16 protein-coding genes are annotated in these 17,003 nt (G+C 63.7%); 8 read left to right on the forward strand and 8 right to left on the reverse strand.

What is annotated here, in order from left to right; genetic code table 11:
* The first annotated feature begins 10 nt into the window (after nt 1-10).
* From CUR21_RS11215 to CUR21_RS11225, 3 genes are read left to right on the forward strand one after another with little or no spacing between them, the layout of a single operon-like run.
* Nucleotides 11-727 (forward strand): molecular chaperone DjiA, encoded by a 717-nt coding sequence (locus tag CUR21_RS11215; protein WP_100197117.1) that lies wholly within the window; start codon nt 11-13, stop codon nt 725-727.
* Nucleotides 727-1,791, forward strand: a complete 1,065-nt coding sequence (locus tag CUR21_RS11220; protein WP_100197118.1) for an endonuclease/exonuclease/phosphatase family protein — start codon at nt 727-729, stop codon at nt 1,789-1,791. The genes CUR21_RS11215 and CUR21_RS11220 overlap by 1 nt, the downstream gene beginning before the upstream one ends.
* Before the next feature lie 36 nt (nt 1,792-1,827).
* Nucleotides 1,828-2,184, forward strand: a complete 357-nt coding sequence (locus tag CUR21_RS11225) for an AAA+ family ATPase (protein WP_100197119.1) — start codon at nt 1,828-1,830, stop codon at nt 2,182-2,184.
* A 148-nt stretch (nt 2,185-2,332) separates the two neighbouring features.
* On the opposite strand, the gene scpA is transcribed toward CUR21_RS11225, so the two are convergent.
* A complete protein-coding gene (gene scpA, locus CUR21_RS11230) occupies nt 2,333-4,462 on the reverse strand; it encodes a methylmalonyl-CoA mutase (protein WP_100197120.1) in 2,130 nt (709 codons plus the stop codon).
* 83 nt (nt 4,463-4,545) lie between these two features.
* Between scpA and CUR21_RS18790 the strand changes: the two genes are divergently transcribed.
* Nucleotides 4,546-5,040: a DUF4174 domain-containing protein gene (locus tag CUR21_RS18790; RefSeq protein ID WP_198431680.1), complete on the forward strand. Its 495-nt coding sequence runs from the start codon at nt 4,546-4,548 to the stop codon at nt 5,038-5,040.
* Between the two features lie 11 nt (nt 5,041-5,051).
* Here CUR21_RS18790 and CUR21_RS11240 read toward each other — a convergent pair whose 3' ends face one another.
* The 6 genes from CUR21_RS11240 to CUR21_RS11265 all read right to left on the reverse strand — a co-directional run bounded on the left by CUR21_RS11240 (nt 5,052) and on the right by CUR21_RS11265 (nt 10,709).
* The gene (locus CUR21_RS11240) at nt 5,052-7,055 is read right to left on the reverse strand and encodes an acetyl/propionyl/methylcrotonyl-CoA carboxylase subunit alpha (protein WP_100197121.1); all 2,004 of its coding nucleotides are present in this window, start codon (nt 7,053-7,055) and stop codon (nt 5,052-5,054) included.
* 153 nt (nt 7,056-7,208) lie between these two features.
* Nucleotides 7,209-7,451 carry a hypothetical protein gene (locus CUR21_RS11245; protein ID WP_100197122.1) on the reverse strand — a complete coding sequence of 81 codons (243 nt, stop codon included), beginning with the start codon at nt 7,449-7,451 and terminating at the stop codon, nt 7,209-7,211.
* 319 nt (nt 7,452-7,770) lie between these two features.
* Nucleotides 7,771-8,169 (reverse strand): hypothetical protein, encoded by a 399-nt coding sequence (locus CUR21_RS11250; RefSeq protein WP_100197123.1) that lies wholly within the window; start codon nt 8,167-8,169, stop codon nt 7,771-7,773.
* Between the two features lie 198 nt (nt 8,170-8,367).
* Nucleotides 8,368-8,505: a hypothetical protein gene (locus CUR21_RS18795; protein WP_100197124.1), complete on the reverse strand. Its 138-nt coding sequence runs from the start codon at nt 8,503-8,505 to the stop codon at nt 8,368-8,370.
* A gap of 211 nt (nt 8,506-8,716) precedes the next feature.
* Complete coding sequence (locus CUR21_RS11260; RefSeq protein WP_232622763.1) at nt 8,717-9,112, reverse strand: DUF6497 family protein; 396 nt, start codon at nt 9,110-9,112, stop codon at nt 8,717-8,719.
* 64 nt (nt 9,113-9,176) lie between these two features.
* A complete protein-coding gene (locus CUR21_RS11265) occupies nt 9,177-10,709 on the reverse strand; it encodes an acyl-CoA carboxylase subunit beta (protein WP_100197125.1) in 1,533 nt (510 codons plus the stop codon).
* A gap of 199 nt (nt 10,710-10,908) precedes the next feature.
* Between CUR21_RS11265 and CUR21_RS11270 the strand changes: the two genes are divergently transcribed.
* From CUR21_RS11270 to CUR21_RS11285, 4 genes are all read left to right on the forward strand, one after another.
* Nucleotides 10,909-11,277: a hypothetical protein gene (locus CUR21_RS11270; RefSeq protein ID WP_100197126.1), complete on the forward strand. Its 369-nt coding sequence runs from the start codon at nt 10,909-10,911 to the stop codon at nt 11,275-11,277.
* 171 nt (nt 11,278-11,448) lie between these two features.
* Nucleotides 11,449-14,076, forward strand: a complete 2,628-nt coding sequence (secD, locus tag CUR21_RS11275) for a protein translocase subunit SecD (protein WP_100197127.1) — start codon at nt 11,449-11,451, stop codon at nt 14,074-14,076.
* 233 nt (nt 14,077-14,309) lie between these two features.
* Complete coding sequence (locus tag CUR21_RS11280; RefSeq protein ID WP_198431681.1) at nt 14,310-15,317, forward strand: TerC family protein; 1,008 nt, start codon at nt 14,310-14,312, stop codon at nt 15,315-15,317.
* Nucleotides 15,318-15,496: 179 nt separating this feature from the next.
* Nucleotides 15,497-16,777, forward strand: a complete 1,281-nt coding sequence (locus CUR21_RS11285; protein WP_100197128.1) for a hemolysin family protein — start codon at nt 15,497-15,499, stop codon at nt 16,775-16,777.
* Between the two features lie 64 nt (nt 16,778-16,841).
* On the opposite strand, the gene CUR21_RS18800 is transcribed toward CUR21_RS11285, so the two are convergent.
* Nucleotides 16,842-17,003, reverse strand: coding sequence for a hypothetical protein (locus CUR21_RS18800; protein WP_198431682.1), 162 nt, complete (start codon nt 17,001-17,003; stop codon nt 16,842-16,844).

Below are 17,003 nucleotides of genomic sequence, written 5' to 3' on the forward strand. Positions count from 1 at the left end.
TCCTGCCCCCATGTCGATCTGGACCCGCATCGCTGACGCGCTTTCGGCCCTCGCGCAAGGCGAAGGGCTTTCCGTGGTGTTTGACCGGCTGCGGGGTGTGGGATCGACGCCGGAAAAATCGGTGGGCTTCACCATCGCGGTGATCGCGCTGGGGGCCAAGATGGCCAAGGCCGATGGCGCGGTGTCGCGCCACGAAGTGGCAACCTTCCGGCAGATCTTTGCGATTCCGGATGAGGAAGCGGCCAATGCGGCGCGGGTGTTCAATCTGGCGCGGCAGGATGTGGCCGGATTTGACGCATATGCCCGCAAGGTGGCGGCCTTGTTCCGCCCCGAAGGGCAAGCGCTTTGTGCGGATGACCGCAATGTGCTGATCGACCTGCTGGAAGGCCTGTTTCACATCGCGATGGCGGATGGTGATTTTCATCCGGCCGAGGATACGTTCCTGCGCGAGGTGGCGCGGATCTTCGGGCTCGATGACCGCTGCTATGCCACGATGCGGGCGCGCTTTGTCGAAGGCGCGCCGCGTGATCCTTATGACGTGCTGGGGGTGGAGCCCGGGGCCTCGATCGCGCAGGTGAGGGCGGCGTGGCGGCAGGCGGTCAAGGACAGCCATCCCGATGCGATGATCGCGCGCGGGGTGCCCGCCGAGGCGGTAAAGCTTGCAGAGCGGCGGCTGATCGCGATCAATGCCGCATGGCATGAGATTTCGGGCAAACAGGCCGCGTGATGGCCGGGGCCGAGCGCTTGCGCATCGCCACCTATAATGTGGAATGGTTCAACGCCCTGTTCGACGAAGACGGGCGACTTTTGGCGGATGGCGCGCCCTCGGCCCGGCATCAGATCCGCCGCGCCGAACAGGCCGGAGCGCTGGGGATTGTGTTCACCGCGCTGGACGCCGATGCGGTGATGGTGATCGAAGCGCCCGACACCGGGTCTCGCCGCAGCTCGGTGCGCGCGCTGGAAACCTTTGCCGCCACTTTCGGTCTGCGCACAAGGCGCGCTGTGACGGGCTTCATGTCAGAGACCGAGCAAGAGATCACGCTGCTATACGATCCCGACCGGCTGACGGCGCGGCATGATCCGCGGGGCGATCCGGTGGGCAAGAAGGGCAGCCGCGACGCCCCCCGCTTTGACAGCACCTTCCGCTATGATCTGAACGCCGATGCCGCGCCCGAGCTGATCCGCTTTTCCAAGCCGCCGCTGGAACTGGCGGTGACCACGGCGGCAGGTCGCACGCTGCGGCTGATCGGCGTGCATGCCAAGTCGAAAGCGCCCCATGGCGCACGCAGCCCGGCAGAGATCACCCGCCTGTCGATCGAGAACCGCCGCAAGCAGCTGGCGGAATGCATCTGGCTGCGCGCGCGGGTGGCGGACCATCTGGCGCGCGGCGAGGATCTGATCGTGCTGGGCGATTTCAACGACGGTCCGGGGCTGGACGCCTATGAAAAGCTGTTCGGCCATTCCGGCGTCGAAATCGTGCTGGGCCTTGACGTGCCCCCCGAGGCGCAGATGTATGATCCGCACGCCGCAATGGCGCAGGCCGGGCGGATGAACCTTGCCCCCACCACGGCGCGGTTCTGGCTGCATCCGCAGCAGCGTTACTTCGAGGCGCTGTTGGATTTCATCATGGTCTCGCCCCGGCTGGCCGAGACACGCCCCGCGTGGCGGATCTGGCACCCGTGGAACGATCCGGCCTGCCTGAACACAGCCGAACTGCACGAGGCGCTGCTACAGGCCTCGGATCACTTCCCGGTGACGCTGGATCTGACATGGCCGCGCGACAAGACGTGATTTGCCCTCAGGTCCGTCCCCGGGCATGCTGCGCGCATGACACAGCACCTCCGAACCCTGCTTTTGCCGCTCCTGCTGCTCGCAGCCCTGCCCGCGCTGGCGCAAACCCCGCCTGCCGAAGAAGAAGAAGAAGAACGCCCGGGCTTTGATCTGATGCAGGACGGCGCGCAGCTGTTGTTTCGCGGCCTGATGCGCGAGATGGAGCCTGCGCTGACCGAAATGGGCAAGGCTCTGGCCGAGATGGAGCCCGCGCTGCAAGAGCTGCTGGGGCTGATCGATGACATCCGCAATTACGAAGCGCCCCGCGTGCTGGAAAATGGCGATATCCTGATCCCGCGCCGCGAGGATGCGCCGCGTCTGCCACCGCCTGCTCCGGGGGAAATCGACCTTTAAGAAGGGGGGCGCTGCCCCCCGCCTTCGGCCCCCCCCGGAGTATTTTCAAAAGGTGCAAAGCCAAGACCGCGCCTGTCCATTGCACCTTTCTTAAATACTCCCGCCGGAGGCTCCGGCGGCAGGTCGAAGGGTGCGTCGGGCGGCAGGATCAGCCCCGGGTCTGGCGGATCAGGGTCAGGATATCCTTGGCCGCCGTGGGAATATGGGTGCCGGGGCCAAAGATCGCCTTGACCCCGTTCTCATGAAGAAACGCGTAATCCTGCTGTGGGATCACGCCGCCACAGATCACCAGAATATCCTCCGCCCCTGCCGCTTTCAGCGCCTGCACCAGTTTGGGCGCCAGCGTCTTGTGTCCGGCCGCTTGCGAAGAAATGCCGATCACATGGACATCATTGTCAATCGCGTCCTGTGCCGCTTCTTCGGGCGTCTGGAACAAGGGGCCCACGTCCACGTCAAAGCCGATGTCGGCAAAGGCGGTGGCGATCACCTTGGCGCCGCGGTCATGGCCATCTTGGCCCATCTTCACCACCAGCATCCGCGGACGGCGGCCTTCCTCGGCGGCAAAGGCCTCGACATCGGCCTGAATCGCCGCAAATCCGGCGTCGCCCTCATAGGCGGCGCCATAAACCCCGGCGAGGGTTTTGACCTCGGCCCGGTGGCGGCCAAACACACGTTCCATCGCGTCGGAAATCTCGCCCACCGTGGCGCGGGCGCGGGCGGCGGTGACGGCGGCGTCGAGCAGATTGCCGCCTTCGGCGGCGCGCCGGGTCAGCTCGGCCAAGGCCGCCTGACAGGCGGCCTCATCGCGCGCCGCGCGGGTGGCGGTCAGCCGGGCGATCTGCGCCTCGCGCACCGCCACATTGTCGATGTCGAGAATGTCGATCGGATCTTCACTGGCCTTGCGATACTTGTTCACCCCGACGATCACATCCTCGCCCCGGTCAATCGCAGCCTGACGGCGGGCGGCGCTTTCTTCGATCCGCAGCTTGGGCATGCCGCTGGCCACCGCCTTGGTCATGCCCCCCATCGCCTCGACTTCTTCGATCAGTTTCCACGCTTCTTCCGCCAGCTGATGCGTCAGCGTTTCAACATAATAGCTCCCCGCCAGCGGATCGACGACATGGGTGATCCCGGTCTCTTCTTGCAGGATCAACTGCGTGTTGCGCGCGATGCGGGCGGAAAACTCGGTGGGCAAGGCAATCGCCTCGTCCAGCGCATTGGTGTGCAGGCTTTGCGTGCCCCCCAACACCGCCGACATCGCCTCATAGGCGGTGCGGATCACATTGTTGTAAGGGTCCGCCTCTTGCAGGGAAACCCCGCTGGTCTGGCAATGGGTCCGCAGCATGAGCGAGGCGGGATTTTTCGCAGAAAAATCGGACATGATCCGGTGCCACAACAGGCGCGCCGCGCGCAGTTTGGCGGCCTCCATGAAGAAGTTCATCCCGATGGCAAAGAAGAAGGACAGCCGCCCCGCAAAGGCATCCACATCCATTCCGCGCGCAATCGCGGTGCGCACATATTCGCGCCCATCCGCCAGCGTGAACGCAAGCTCCTGCACAAGGTTCGCCCCTGCCTCTTGCATATGGTAGCCCGAGATCGAGATCGAGTTGAACTTCGGCATCTCGGCCGAGGTGTATTCGATGATGTCCGCGATGATGCGCATGCTGGGCTCGGGCGGGTAGACATAGGTGTTGCGCACCATGAATTCCTTCAGAATGTCGTTCTGAATGGTGCCCGAAAGCAGGTGCCGCGCCACGCCCTGCTCTTCGCCTGTCACGATGAAATTGGCCAGAATCGGGATCACCGCGCCGTTCATCGTCATGGAAACGCTGACTTTATCCAAGGGGATGCCGTCGAACAGGATCTTCATGTCCTCGACCGAGTCGATGGCGACACCTGCCTTGCCCACATCGCCCACCACGCGCGGGTGATCCGAGTCATAGCCGCGGTGGGTGGCCAGATCGAAGGCGACCGACACCCCCTGCTGCCCCGCCGCCAGCGCCTTGCGGTAGAAGGCGTTCGACTCCTCGGCGGTGGAAAAGCCCGCATATTGCCGGATGGTCCAAGGGCGGCCTGCATACATCGTGGCCTTCACCCCGCGGGTAAAGGGGGCGGCCCCCGGCACCCCGCCCAGATGCGGCAGGTCCGCCACATCTTCGGCGGTGTAAAGCGGTTTGACCGGGATGCCTTCCAGCGTGTGCCAGGTCAGGCTTTCGGGATCTTTGCCCTTGAGCTCTTTGGTGGCGAGCGCGGCCCAGGTTTTCAAGGCGTCGGTCATCGGTGTTCTCCGTCCGTTTGCGCGTGGCATCTTCTCTTGGGTTTCCGGCGCGGCCGCCCTATGTCTGGGGGAAAGGGAGCCGCATGAAACCGCTATATCTTCTTGCATTCGCAGCATTGCTGCCGTTCGTGGCCTCCGCGCAGGACGCGGGGGCGTTGGATCCGTCAGGGGGTGGCGTAAGGGCCACCGTCGAGTCGACCGAAGCCGCCGCCTATGGGCCGCGCGATGCGGCCGATGTGGTCTTTGACGATCTGATGTTTGAATACCGCCCCTTGGTGGTGTTCGGTGACAGCCCGGAAGACCCGAACTTCCTGCGCCAGATGGAGCTTCTGGCCCGGGATCTGCCCGCGCTGGAATTGCGCGACGTGGTGCTGGTGACCGACACCGACCCGGAGGCGCGCGGGGAGTGGCGCACGCGGCTGCGCCCACGCGGCTTCAGCCTTGTCCTGATGGACAAGGATCTGCGCCCGGTGATCCGAAAGCCGCTGCCTTGGGAGGTGCGGGAAATCGTCGCGGCGATCGACAAGTTCCCGCTGCGTCGGCAAGAGATTCTGGAGCGCAACCCGGCGGGACGCTAGGGGGCGCGCCATCATTCGAACTCCAGGATCACATCGTCAACCTTGAGGCTGCTGCCTGCGGTGGCGGTGATCTTTTTCACCACGCCGCGGCGTTCGGCCTTGAGGATGTTTTCCATCTTCATCGCCTCGACCGTGGCGAGCGCCTGGCCTTCCTGCACCTCGTCGCCTTCGGCCACGCTGATGCTGACCACCAGCCCCGGCATCGGGCAAAGCAGGAATTTCGAGGTGTCCGGCGGCAGTTTTTCCGGCATCAGCGCGTTCAGCGCGGCTTGGCGCGGGGATTGCACCAGCACCTTGAGATCGGCGCCGCGCAGGCGGATGCGAAAGCCCATCGGCACCTTGCCGACCTTGAGCACCAAGGGCGCGCCATCCACCGTCAGCCGGGCGAGGCTGTCGCCTGGGGTCCAATCGGATTGCACGCGCAAGGATTGGCCGTCGGGGAAGGTGACGGTGGAGCCTGCCTTGTCGGCGGCGATGGTGACGGGGATCTGGCTGCCTTGCAGGCTGACCACCCAAGCGTCCCCGACACGGCGCTGGTGGTTGTCCATGGTGCCGGAAATGCGGGTGCGGCGGATTTCGGCGACGCGGTTCATCGCGGCGCAGGCGGCGGCGACGTGGCGTAAGGTGGCGTCGTCCAGCGTGGTGCCGTGGAAGCCTTCGGGGAATTCCTCGGCGATGAAGGCGGTGGTGATGGCGCCGCTGGTAAAGCGGGGGTGGTCCATCACTGCCGCACAGAAGGGCAGGTTGTGGCCGATGCCTTCCACCTCGAACGTGTCCAGCGCAAGGCGCATTTCCTCAATCGCTTGCCCCCGCGTGGGGGCCCAGGTGCAAAGCTTGGCGATCATCGGATCGTAGAACATGCTGATCTCGCCGCCTTCGAACACGCCGGTGTCATTGCGCACGATCCCGCCCAAGGCGGTGGGGCCTTCGACGGGCGGGCGGTAGCGCGTCAGCCGACCGATGGAGGGCAGGAAGTTGCGGTAGGGATCTTCGGCATAAAGCCGCGATTCCATGGCCCAGCCGTTGATCTTCAGATCCTCTTGGCGGAAGGGCAAAGGCTCGCCCGCTGCCACGCGGATCATCTGTTCCACCAGATCGACCCCGGTGATCAGTTCGGTCACCGGGTGTTCGACCTGAAGGCGGGTGTTCATTTCGAGGAAGTAGAAGTTGCGGTCGCCATCCACGATGAATTCCACCGTGCCCGCCGAGGTATAGCCAACGGCGCGGGCCAGCGCGCAGGCCTGTTCGCCCATCGCCTTGCGGGTGGCGGCGTCGAGGAAGGGCGACGGGGCCTCTTCGATGACCTTCTGATTGCGGCGCTGAATGCTGCATTCGCGTTCGTGCAGGTAGACGCAATTGCCATGTTTGTCGGCCAGCACCTGAATCTCGATGTGGCGGGGCTGGGTCACGAATTTTTCGATGAAGATGCGGTCATCGCCAAAGCTGCTCGCGGCTTCGTTCTTGGACGACTGAAAGCCTTCGCGGACCTCTGATTCGCTCCACGCGATTCGCATGCCCTTGCCGCCGCCGCCTGCCGAGGCCTTGATCATCACCGGATAGCCGATCTGGCCCGAGATGCGGATGGCCTCATCCCCGTCGGCGATCAGGCCCATATAGCCCGGCACGGTGGAGACCCCGGCTTCCATTGCCAGCTTTTTCGAGGTGATCTTGTCGCCCATCGCTTCGATCGCGGCGGAAGGCGGGCCGATGAAGACAACGCCTTCGGCTTCCAGCGCGGCGGCGAAGTTGCGGTTTTCCGACAGGAAGCCATAGCCGGGATGCACAGCCTCGGCCCCGGTCTGGCGGATGGCATCAAGGATCTTGTCGATCACGATGTAAGACTGGTTGGCGGGCGACGGGCCGATGTGCACGGCTTCATCTGCCATGCGGACATGCAGGGCGTTGCGGTCGGCATCGGAATAGACCGCAACCGTCTTGATCCCCATTTTCCGGGCGGTTTTGATGACGCGGCAAGCGATTTCGCCCCGGTTGGCGATCAGGATCTTCTGGAACATTGGCTCTCTCTCCCCTCGGGCGGGGTCGGGCCGGACCCTGCGCCGTAAATAAAAAGGGCCTCCCAGCCGCCGAGGCTGGAAGACCCTGTGTTCGTTTCATGTGCGTTCAGATCAATGGACGCGAGGCCGGGCCGCGCAGTGGCGGCACCCGGATCAGTAGCAGTTGTTGGTGCCCGGAATGATGCACGAGCCGCCGCCCGCGACAGCGCCGATGAGCGCGCCTTGCGTTCTGGAGCCGCCGGTGGCCCCGGCAATGAGAGCGCCGGTGGCAGCGCCGCCGACGGTGCGGACAGCCGCGCTGTTGAGCGGCGACGAGTTGCCGTAGCCGTTGTTTTGCACGCAACCTGCGAGCGTGGTGGCAAGAACCGTTGCGATAAGGATGTGTTTCGTGACCATGTGTGACTGCCTCGTGTCAGGGTTTTTATTGGCTCTGACTCTACTGCATCCTTGGCGACGGAAAAGGGGAAATTTCCGCCCGGCGCGGCATCGGCAAGGCTTTGCCACCCGGCAAAGGACGGTCCGGCCCCAAGGGGACCGGACCGCAAGGTCAGGGATAGGGTCGTCACGTGGAGGCCGGACAAGGGGCTGTTGCCCACAGGCCGACCCTGCAAAGGATGGGTGTGCTGCGCATTGAAATCAAATGCAAATCCGCCGCCTTGCCCGCTATGGGCGCCGCTTTGCCAAACAGGCACAGAGACCGGCGGAAGCGCGCGCATCACACATCATCCTCATCGTCTTCATCATCCCAGATCACGTCTTCGGCATCGGCGGCAAAGACAGCCGGGAAGGAGACTTGCGCCACCTTGAGGTTGATGCGCAGCAGCGCCTCATAGCTTTCGGGATCGAAAGGGTCTTCGGCCGCCACCACCTCGCGCCCGAACAGCCAAGACAGGCGGCCCGCATCGAGATTGCCACGTTCAAAGGGTTCTTCGCCAAAGCATTGCCAGAGCGCCGCCATGAAGCCTTCGTCGGCCTTGCGGTCGGCAAGCTTGCGGTCGCGATAGCGCTCGCGCTTGATGAGTTTGGTGGGGCCGTCCTTTTTATTGGCGCGGCGGATGGTGAATTGAAAATCGGTGCCCGGAAGGCGGCCGGGAAAGCCGCGATGTTTCAGCATGGTGTGCCCCCTTGGTGTGGATGGGCACAGCAATAGGCATCTGGGGCAGCAAGGCCAAGGGGCGATGGCGGGCTGCGGAAGCGAGATGCGGCCGAAAAGGATACGTCAGCCCTTGGGCAAACGTGGGCCGCGCCGGGGCGCGGATAAAGGGATGGGGCGGACTGGACCGAAGCGCGTTCGGCGGCCCGCCCGACCGACTTACTTGTATTTGCCGGTGTAGGTGGGTTCGACCGAAACCGGCTCGTCCACGTAAACGACTTCAGCTTCTTTCTTGGCGCAGGCAGCCACAAAGGCGACCATGGCGAACGCCAGGATAATGTTCGTGCTCTTAGACATCCTCGACTCCTATATTCTTGGAAGGTTGCATCGGAACGCCCGATAGCACACCCTTCATCTGAGGCAAAGGCCGCTTGGGTCCGGCCTTTCGCCACAGTAGCGGATTGCTGCCGGGTTTGACATGGGAAGTTTTCCAAGTTTGCCCGCTGTGACTCTGCTACATCAGGGGCGGCTGCCAGAGCCTTGACGCATACCATATCTTGGGGTTGCATCAGTAAATCTCCCATATGCAGGCGCCATCCTGAAAGGTGAAGGCCTCGAAAAATTGTGTGGCCTCGGGGGCGGTTTCGCCAAAGGGCACCGGCTGATCGGAGAAAGAGATGATGATCTGCGTGGGCTGCGGGCCAAATTCGCTGAGCCGGGGCAGAGCGTAGGTTTGGCACAGGTGAAAGATATCCTCGGCCGCCACTTCATAGGAAATGGTGCCACTGTCGCGCGCGATCTGTGGCGCGACAAAGCGAAACCGCACGGCCAGACCATCGGGGCCGGGCACGTTCCAGATGACATCCTGCAAGGCCACCGGCTGGCCCGACGGCACGGGAATCAGGGTGGCATCGCCGGGCAGGCTGTGCGCGCTGCCTTGCTGTTCGGGTTTCGGGTCGGTCATCGCCGCGCCCCCTGCCCTGCCCTGTGAAACTGTGCCATCGGTGCTTTCCCCCTGAATTCGGATGTCAGAGGGGAATGTTATCGTGCTTTTTCCACGGGTTCGCCAACTTCTTCGTGCGCAGCGCGGCGAAGGCGCGGCAAACGCGGCGACGGGTGGATTGCGGCATGATCACCTCGTCGATGAAGCCTTTTTCGGCGGCGACGAAGGGGTTGGCAAAGCGGTCTTCATAATCCTTGACGCGGGCGGCAATTTTCTCGGGATCGCCAAGTTCGCTGCGATAGAGGATTTCCACCGCCCCCTTGGCCCCCATCACCGCGATCTGGGCGGTGGGCCAAGCGTAGTTGAAATCACCGCGCAGGTGTTTGGAGGCCATCACATCATAGGCGCCGCCATAGGCCTTGCGGGTGATGACGGTGACCTTGGGCACCGTCGCCTCACCATAGGCGAACAGCAGTTTGGCGCCGTGCTTGATGACGCCACCATATTCCTGCGCGGTGCCGGGCAGGAAGCCGGGCACGTCGACCAGCGTGAGGATCGGGATTTCAAAGGCGTCGCAGAAGCGGACGAAGCGGGCGGCCTTGCGGCTGGCATCAATGTCGAGGCAGCCCGCCAGCACCATGGGCTGATTGGCCACCACGCCGACCGACTGGCCTTCGAGCCGGATGAAGCCGGTGATGATGTTGGCGGCGAAGGCGGCCTGAATTTCGAAGAAATCGCCTTCATCGGCCAGTTTGGTGATCAGCTCTTTCATGTCATAGGGCTGATTGATGTTGTCGGGGATCAGCGTATCAAGGCTGGGATCAACCCGGGCGGGATTATCGAAGAAGGGGCGCACGGGCGCCTTTTCGCGGTTGTTGAGCGGCAGGAAGTCGATCAGGCGGCGGGTTTCGGCAAGCGCCACCACATCGTTTTCATAGGCGCCATCGGCGACGGACGATTTCTTGGTATGGGTGGAGGCGCCGCCCAGCTCTTCGGCGGTGACCACTTCATTGGTGACGGTTTTCACCACATCGGGGCCGGTCACGAACATATAGGAGCTGTCCTTCACCATGAAGATGAAGTCGGTCATCGCCGGGGAATAGACCGCGCCGCCCGCGCAGGGCCCCATGATCAGGCTGATCTGCGGCACCACACCGCTTGCCATGATGTTGCGCTGAAACACCTCGGCATAGCCGGCAAGGCTGGCGACGCCTTCCTGAATGCGCGCGCCGCCCGAATCGTTGATGCCGATGACAGGGGCGCCGTTCTGGATGGCCATATCCATGATCTTGCAGATCTTCTGCGCATGGGTTTCAGACAGCGAGCCGCCGAAGACGGTGAAATCCTGGCTGAAGACATAGACCATGCGGCCGTTCACGGTGCCCCAGCCAGTGACCACGCCATCCCCGGCGGGGCGGTCGGCCTCCATCCCGAAATCGGTGCAGCGGTGGGCGACAAACATGTCGAACTCTTCAAAGCTGCCTTCGTCGAGCAAAAGCTCGATCCGTTCGCGGGCGGTCAGCTTGCCCTTGGCATGTTGCGCATCGATGCGGCGCTGGCCTCCGCCCTGCCGGGCGGCAGTGCGGCGGTTCTCAAGCTGGGCCAGAATGTCTTTCATCGCACCGACTCCCCCTGCGGATTTCCGGCACAATAGGAGCCGATGCTGCAGGCGCAAAGGAGAAATGGGAAAATTTGCATAAAGCGGACAGGCAAAGCGTTGCGAAATGCAAAATTGCAAATCCTGTCGGTGCGTCACGCCCGCAAGGCGGCCGCGCGCGCCTGTTGTTTTGGCCTCAAGGCCATGCCATAGAAACGGGATGACACGGCGCACCCCCTTGCTGGCAGACCTGCGTCAGGCCTTTGTGGCCTGGACGCTGCTCTTGGCCATGGCGCTGGTGTGGAGCGCGGCGCCCTCGCGCAGCACCGAATTCCCGAGCCATGCCGCCTTGGCCACGCTGGCGGCGGTGCAAAGCGCCGAGCCGGTGGCGACGCTGTCGGCGGCTGGGAAGCTGCACCGGGCCCCGGAATTCCGGGCCGGGGATGAGCCTGATGCCGTGCTTTTGTCGCCTGCGCTGGCGCTTGCGGCCACGGGCGCGCGCCATGCTTGGGCGTTTTGCCAGCGGGATCTTCCTTGTGCGGCGCGTCACCGCACGCGGCCTGAACCCCGGGCCCCGCCCCTGATCTGACCCAAGGTCCCGACGGCCTGCCGCGTGCGGGCCGCAAATCGGCCACAGACCCGGATGGGAGTGCCGGACGCCGAAGGCGCCGCGCCCTGCCGCCTGTGGTGCCTTTCACGGTTATATCAGGGTCGGCCCCGCAGGCGTGCGCGCCACGGGTGGCTGACGCAAGGACAGGTCATGTCACATACTTTGCTTTGGAAACGCCTGCTTATCTGGGGCGTCTGTCTTTGGGGCATTCTTTTTGCCCTGCCCAATGCCTTTTATCCGCAGGTGGAGCGGCACAACGATGCCGCCGCGCTGATGGCGGAAAGCGGCACCCTGCCCGCCGATCGGGCCGCGGATCTGGCGGGCTGGCCCGCGTGGTTGCCGTCGAACCTTGTGGCGCTGGGGCTGGATCTGCGCGGGGGCGCGCATCTTTTGGCGGAAGTGCATGTCGAAGACGTGCATGCCGCGCGGATGGAAGTGCTGTGGCCGCAGGTGCGCGATGCCTTGCGCGCCTTGCGCGATCAGGTGGGCAACGTGCGGCGGCAGGAGGCGGCACCGGGGGAGTTGCGGGTGAGCCTTGGGGAGCCTGCCGGAATGCCCGCCGCGCTGACGGCGGTGCGCGCCTTGGCCACGCCCGTGGTCTCGCTGACCGGGATCGGCCAGAACGACATCGACGTGCGGGCCGAGGGCGATACGCTGGTCATCGCGCTGTCGGCTGCCGAGCAAGAGGCCTCGGACGCGCGCACCTTGCAGCAGTCTTTGGAGATCATCCGCCGCCGGGTGGATGAGGTGGGCACGCGCGAGCCCACGATCATGCGGCAAGGCGACGACCGCATCCTGATTCAGGTGCCCGGCATCGGATCGGCGGCAGAGTTGAAATCGCTGATCGGGACAACCGCGCAGCTGACCTTTCACACCGTGCTGGGCCGCGCGACACAGGAACAAGCGGGCGAGCCCGGTGCCTTGGTGCTGCCATCGGCGGACGAGGCGGGGGTATTCTATGTGCTGGACTCCAGCCCGGTGGTGAGCGGCGAAAATCTGGTGGATGCGCAGCCCGCCTTTGACCAGAACAACCGCCCGGCGGTGAGCTTTCGCTTTGATCCGTCGGGGGCGCGGCTGTTTGGCGATTACACGGCGTCACATATCGGCCAGCCCTTTGCCATCGTGCTGGATGGCGAGGTGATTTCCGCCCCGGTGATCCAAAGCCATATCGCGGGGGGATCGGGGATCATCACCGGGCAGTTCACGGTGGAGGACTCGACCGAGCTTGCCGTGCTGTTGCGGGCGGGCGCGCTGCCTGCGGGCATGACCTTTCTGGAAGAGCGGACCATTGGCCCCGAACTGGGGGCCGACAGCATCGAGGCCGGGCAGCGCGCCGCCGTCATCGGGATGGCGGCGGTCGTGGTGTTCATGCTGGCCTGCTATGGCAGCTTTGGTCTGGTGGCGACGCTGGCGCTGGGGCTGAACATGGGGCTGCTGCTGGCCGCGCTGTCGGTGATGGGGGCGACGCTGACCCTGCCCGGCATTGCCGGCATCGTGCTGACGATGGGCATGGCGGTGGATGCCAATGTGCTGATCTTTGAGCGCATCCGAGAAGAGTTGCGGCAAGGCCGCGCGGCAGGCCGCGCCATCGAGATCGGCTTTCAAAAGGCGCTGTCGGCGATCATGGACAGCAACATCACCGGGCTTTTGACCGCGTTGATCATGTTCGCCATCGGCTCGGGCCCGGTGCGGGGCTTTGCGGTGACGCTGGGCTTGGGCATCCTGACCTCGATGTTCACCGCCGTTTACGTGACGCGGCTGATCATCGAGACATGGATGCGCTGGAAGCGGCCGCGCCAGATCACGCTGAAGGGATGGCTGCGGCTGGCGCCCGAGCACACCACCATCGACTTTTTCCGCGCCCAATGGCTGACCTTTGGGGTGTCGGTGGTGGCGGTTGTGGCCTCTTTGTTGCTGGTGGTGACGATGGGGCTGAACTTCGGGATCGACTTCAAGGGCGGCACCACGATCCGCGCCGAAACGACACAGAGCATCGACGTGGGCAGCTATCGTGCGGCGCTGTCCGAGCTTTCCTTGGGGGATGTCTCGATCACCGAGGTGTTCGATCCGGGTTTCCGGGCCGATCAGCATGTTGCCACCATTCGCATCGAGGCACAGCAAGGTGCCGAGGCCCTGTCGCCCGAGGTGGTGGCGACGGTGGAAGCCGCGATTCAGGCGGTGGACCCGGCGGTGCAGTTCACGGCGGTGGAATCGGTGGGGCCGAAGGTTTCGGCCGAGCTGATCTGGCTGGCGCTGGCAGCGGTAGGGGCCGGGGCGGCGGGCATTCTGGTGTATGTCTGGCTGCGGTTTGAATGGCAATTCGCCGTCGGCACGGTGGCGGCGCTGCTGCATGATGTGATCGTGACGGTCGGGGTGTTCGCCCTGTTCGGGTTGAAGTTCGACCTGACCATCGTGGCGGCGCTGCTGACCATTCTGGGCTATTCGGTCAATGACACGGTGGTGATCTTTGACCGGCTGCGCGAGAACCTTGTGAAGTTCAAGACCACCCCGCTGCGGGAGTTGATGAACCTGTCGGCCAACGAGACGCTGAGCCGCACGCTGATGACGGCGATGACCACGCTGATCGCGCTGATCGTGCTGTTGGTCTTTGGCGGCGATGTGATCCGGGGCTTTGTCTTTGCCATGGTGCTGGGGGTGATCCTTGGCACATGGTCGACGCTGTATGTGGCCAAGAACATCGTGTTGTTCCTTGGCGTTGACCGCAGCGAAAAGGCCAAGCGCGGGGCGGATCACGAATTCGCCCATATCGACGCCTGACACCGGGGCGGCACCGGAAAGATCCGGTGCCGCCCGCCCAGCGAAAAAAAGATCCGGTCGTCCCTTGCGGGATCACGCGCGGATCACAAGATTGTGGATGCGGACCGGGCCCCTCTGGTGCAGGCAGTGCCTGCATGATGTCGGACCGCATCGACAGCGTCGATGCATCCTTGGGTCTTTCCGTTTCCGGTCCAGCGGTGTCTCGGCGCGTTCATGCAACCGAGGAGCCAAAATTGGACTTTCTTTTCCTGCTTTTCCTCAGCAAGCCGCTTTGGATGTGGCTGCTGTTCATCACGCTGGTGCTGGGCCTTCTGGCCTTTGATCTGGGCGTTCTGCACAAGGGCGACCATGAGATCGGCGTGGCCGAAAGCTTGCGCATGTCGGCGATGTATATCGTGCTGGGCCTGTCATTCTCGGGCTTCATCTGGTGGCAGATGGATGCAACGGCGACCGCGCAATATCTGACGGCCTTTGTGGTGGAAAAGACGCTGGCGATGGACAACATCTTTGTCATCGCCTTGATCTTCAGCTTCTTTGCCATCCCGCGCGAATACCAGCACCGGGTGCTGTTCTGGGGCATTCTGGGTGTGATCGTGCTGCGCGGCATCATGATCGCGCTGGGGGCGACCATCGTGGACCAGTATCACTGGGTGCTGTATCTGTTCGCGGGCTTTCTGATCCTGACCGGCATCAAGATGCTGTTTGTCGCCGACAAAGAGCACAAGATCGAAGACAATGCGCTGATCCGCTTTCTCAAGCGGCGGTTGAACGTGACCGAAGAGCTGCATGGGCATGATTTCTTTGTGAAAAAGCCCAACCCGCAAACCGGGCGCATGGTGCGCTATGCCACGCCACTGTTTCTGGCGCTGGTGATGATCGAGATTGCCGATCTGGTCTTTGCGGTGGATTCGGTGCCGGCGGTGTTTACCATCACCACCGACCCCTATCTGGTCTACACGTCGAACATCTTTGCCATCCTTGGCCTGCGCGCCCTGTATTTCGCGCTGGCGGCGATCCTGCACCGCTTTGCCTATCTGAAATATGCGCTATCGGTGCTGCTGATCTTCATCGGATCGAAGATCTTCATCGCCGATGCCATGGGCTGGGAGAAGTTCCCGCCGGAATGGTCGCTGGGCATCACCTTTGCGATCCTTGGCGCGGGTGTGGCCTTCTCGTTGTGGAAGACCAAAAGCCCCGAAGCGGCGCAGGTTGAGGCCCCCAAGGCCGAGTCCTTGCGCTAAGCACGCGGCACGGGCGGATCGACCCCGGCCTTGCAGCCGCGCGGTTGATCCGCCACAGTTTCTTGGCCCGGAGTCGGCCTGCCCTGCCGGGCAAACCGACTCCGGGCCGCCTGTCTTGGGCATGACGCCCGATTTTTTGCATTTTGAAGCGCCTTTCAACCTTAACGGATATCCCAGCCATGTGGCTTGAACTGCTGATCGTTTTTTCCCTTACCCTTGTGAACGGGGTGCTGGCCATGTCGGAGCTGGCGATCGTGTCGTCACGCAAGGCACGGTTGCAGGTGATGGCAGATGCCGGGAGCCGGGGGGCGGCGCATGCCATCCGGCTGGCCGCCGATCCGGGCCGGTTCTTGTCCAGCGTGCAGATCGGGATCACGCTGGTGGGGGTGCTGTCGGGGGCCATTTCGGGGGCGACGCTGGGGGTGCGTCTGGCGGCGGCCTTGCAAGAGGCAGGGCTGGGCGCAGACCTTGCGCAGACGCTGGGCGTGGGCGGCGTGGTGGTGCTGATCACCTATGTCTCGTTGGTGTTCGGCGAATTGGTGCCCAAGCAAATCGCCCTGCGCGCGCCCGAAGCGGCGGCGGTGCGCATCGCGCCGCTGCTTACTCTGATCGCCACCGTGGCCGCGCCCTTGGTGTGGGTGTTGAACAAATCGGGACAGGCCTTGCTTGCGCTTTTGGGTCAATCCGGCGCGGTGGATCGCAACATGACCGATGAAGAGGTCAAGATGGTGCTGTCCGAGGCGCAATCTTCGGGCGTCATGGAACAGGCCGAGACAGAGATGATCGCGGGGGTGATGCGGATCGCCGACCGCACCGCACGCGGTCTGATGGTGCCGCGCCATGAGGTGGAGACCATCGAGGTGACGGAGACGCCCGCCGCCATCATCCGCCGGTTCCGCGAGACGGGCCATTCCCGGCTTGTCGTGCGCGAAGGCGCGGCGGACAACATCATCGGTGTGTTCAAATCGCGCGATTTTCTGGATGCGGGGCGCAAGACGCAAGGATTTGACCCGCGCGCCAAGCTGATTGCCGCACCGGGCATCCGCGACGGGATGGCGGCGCTGGATGTGCTGGAAACCCTGCGCAGGTCGCCCGCGCATATGGTGCTGGTCTTCGACGAATACGGCAATTTCGAGGGGATCATCACCCCGATGGATGTGCTGCAGGCGATTGCAGGTGAATTCATTGATGGCGATGAGACCGAAGAGAAAATCGCCGAGCGCGAAGATGGCAGCTTGTTGGTGGCGGGCTGGATGCCAGCGGATGAATTCGCAGAACGTCTTGGCATCCCGCTGGAAAGCGACCGCGATTATGAAACGGCGGCGGGCTTTCTGATTGCCCGGATGGGGTCGCTGCCGAAACTGGGCGATTATGTCGATCTGCGCGGCTGGCGGATCGAGGTGATCGATCTGGATGGCCGCCGGATCGACAAGCTGTTGGCGACCCGGCGCGAGGACTGAAAGACCCTTGCCCCCTTCCCTGCCGAAGGGGGCTTGCACTGTGCGGCGGGGCCGATGCCCGCCCTTAGCGGCGGTTCTGACGCATGGTTTGCAGCATGTCCCAACCGGCCAGCGCCACGGTGATGCCCACCACCGCAAGCAGATCGAGCCGGGGCACCTTCCACAAGAGGATGCCAAGGAAGGCGCAGAAGATGGCAAAGGCAAAGAGCCCCAAAAGCTTGTTCAT

This window comes from Pseudorhodobacter sp. MZDSW-24AT, assembly GCF_002794355.1.
Taxonomy (GTDB): domain Bacteria; phylum Pseudomonadota; class Alphaproteobacteria; order Rhodobacterales; family Rhodobacteraceae; genus Pseudotabrizicola.

Bases quoted from the DNA above. Each gene is read 5' to 3' on its own strand.
- CUR21_RS11215 (WP_100197117.1), top strand. From the start codon at position 11: ATGTCGATCTGGACCCGCATCGCTGACGCGCTTTCGGCCCTCGCGCAA.
- CUR21_RS11220 (WP_100197118.1), top strand. From the start codon at position 727: ATGGCCGGGGCCGAGCGCTTGCGCATCGCCACCTATAATGTGGAATGG.
- CUR21_RS11225 (WP_100197119.1), top strand. From the start codon at position 1,828: ATGACACAGCACCTCCGAACCCTGCTTTTGCCGCTCCTGCTGCTCGCA.
- scpA (WP_100197120.1), bottom strand. From the start codon at position 4,462: ATGACCGACGCCTTGAAAACCTGGGCCGCGCTCGCCACCAAAGAGCTC.
- CUR21_RS18790 (WP_198431680.1), top strand. From the start codon at position 4,546: ATGAAACCGCTATATCTTCTTGCATTCGCAGCATTGCTGCCGTTCGTG.
- CUR21_RS11240 (WP_100197121.1), bottom strand. From the start codon at position 7,055: ATGTTCCAGAAGATCCTGATCGCCAACCGGGGCGAAATCGCTTGCCGC.
- CUR21_RS11245 (WP_100197122.1), bottom strand. From the start codon at position 7,451: ATGGTCACGAAACACATCCTTATCGCAACGGTTCTTGCCACCACGCTC.
- CUR21_RS11250 (WP_100197123.1), bottom strand. From the start codon at position 8,169: ATGCTGAAACATCGCGGCTTTCCCGGCCGCCTTCCGGGCACCGATTTT.
- CUR21_RS18795 (WP_100197124.1), bottom strand. From the start codon at position 8,505: ATGTCTAAGAGCACGAACATTATCCTGGCGTTCGCCATGGTCGCCTTT.
- CUR21_RS11260 (WP_232622763.1), bottom strand. From the start codon at position 9,112: ATGACCGACCCGAAACCCGAACAGCAAGGCAGCGCGCACAGCCTGCCC.
- CUR21_RS11265 (WP_100197125.1), bottom strand. From the start codon at position 10,709: ATGAAAGACATTCTGGCCCAGCTTGAGAACCGCCGCACTGCCGCCCGG.
- CUR21_RS11270 (WP_100197126.1), top strand. From the start codon at position 10,909: ATGACACGGCGCACCCCCTTGCTGGCAGACCTGCGTCAGGCCTTTGTG.
- secD (WP_100197127.1), top strand. From the start codon at position 11,449: ATGTCACATACTTTGCTTTGGAAACGCCTGCTTATCTGGGGCGTCTGT.
- CUR21_RS11285 (WP_100197128.1), top strand. From the start codon at position 15,497: ATGTGGCTTGAACTGCTGATCGTTTTTTCCCTTACCCTTGTGAACGGG.
- CUR21_RS18800 (WP_198431682.1), bottom strand. From the start codon at position 17,003: ATGAACAAGCTTTTGGGGCTCTTTGCCTTTGCCATCTTCTGCGCCTTC.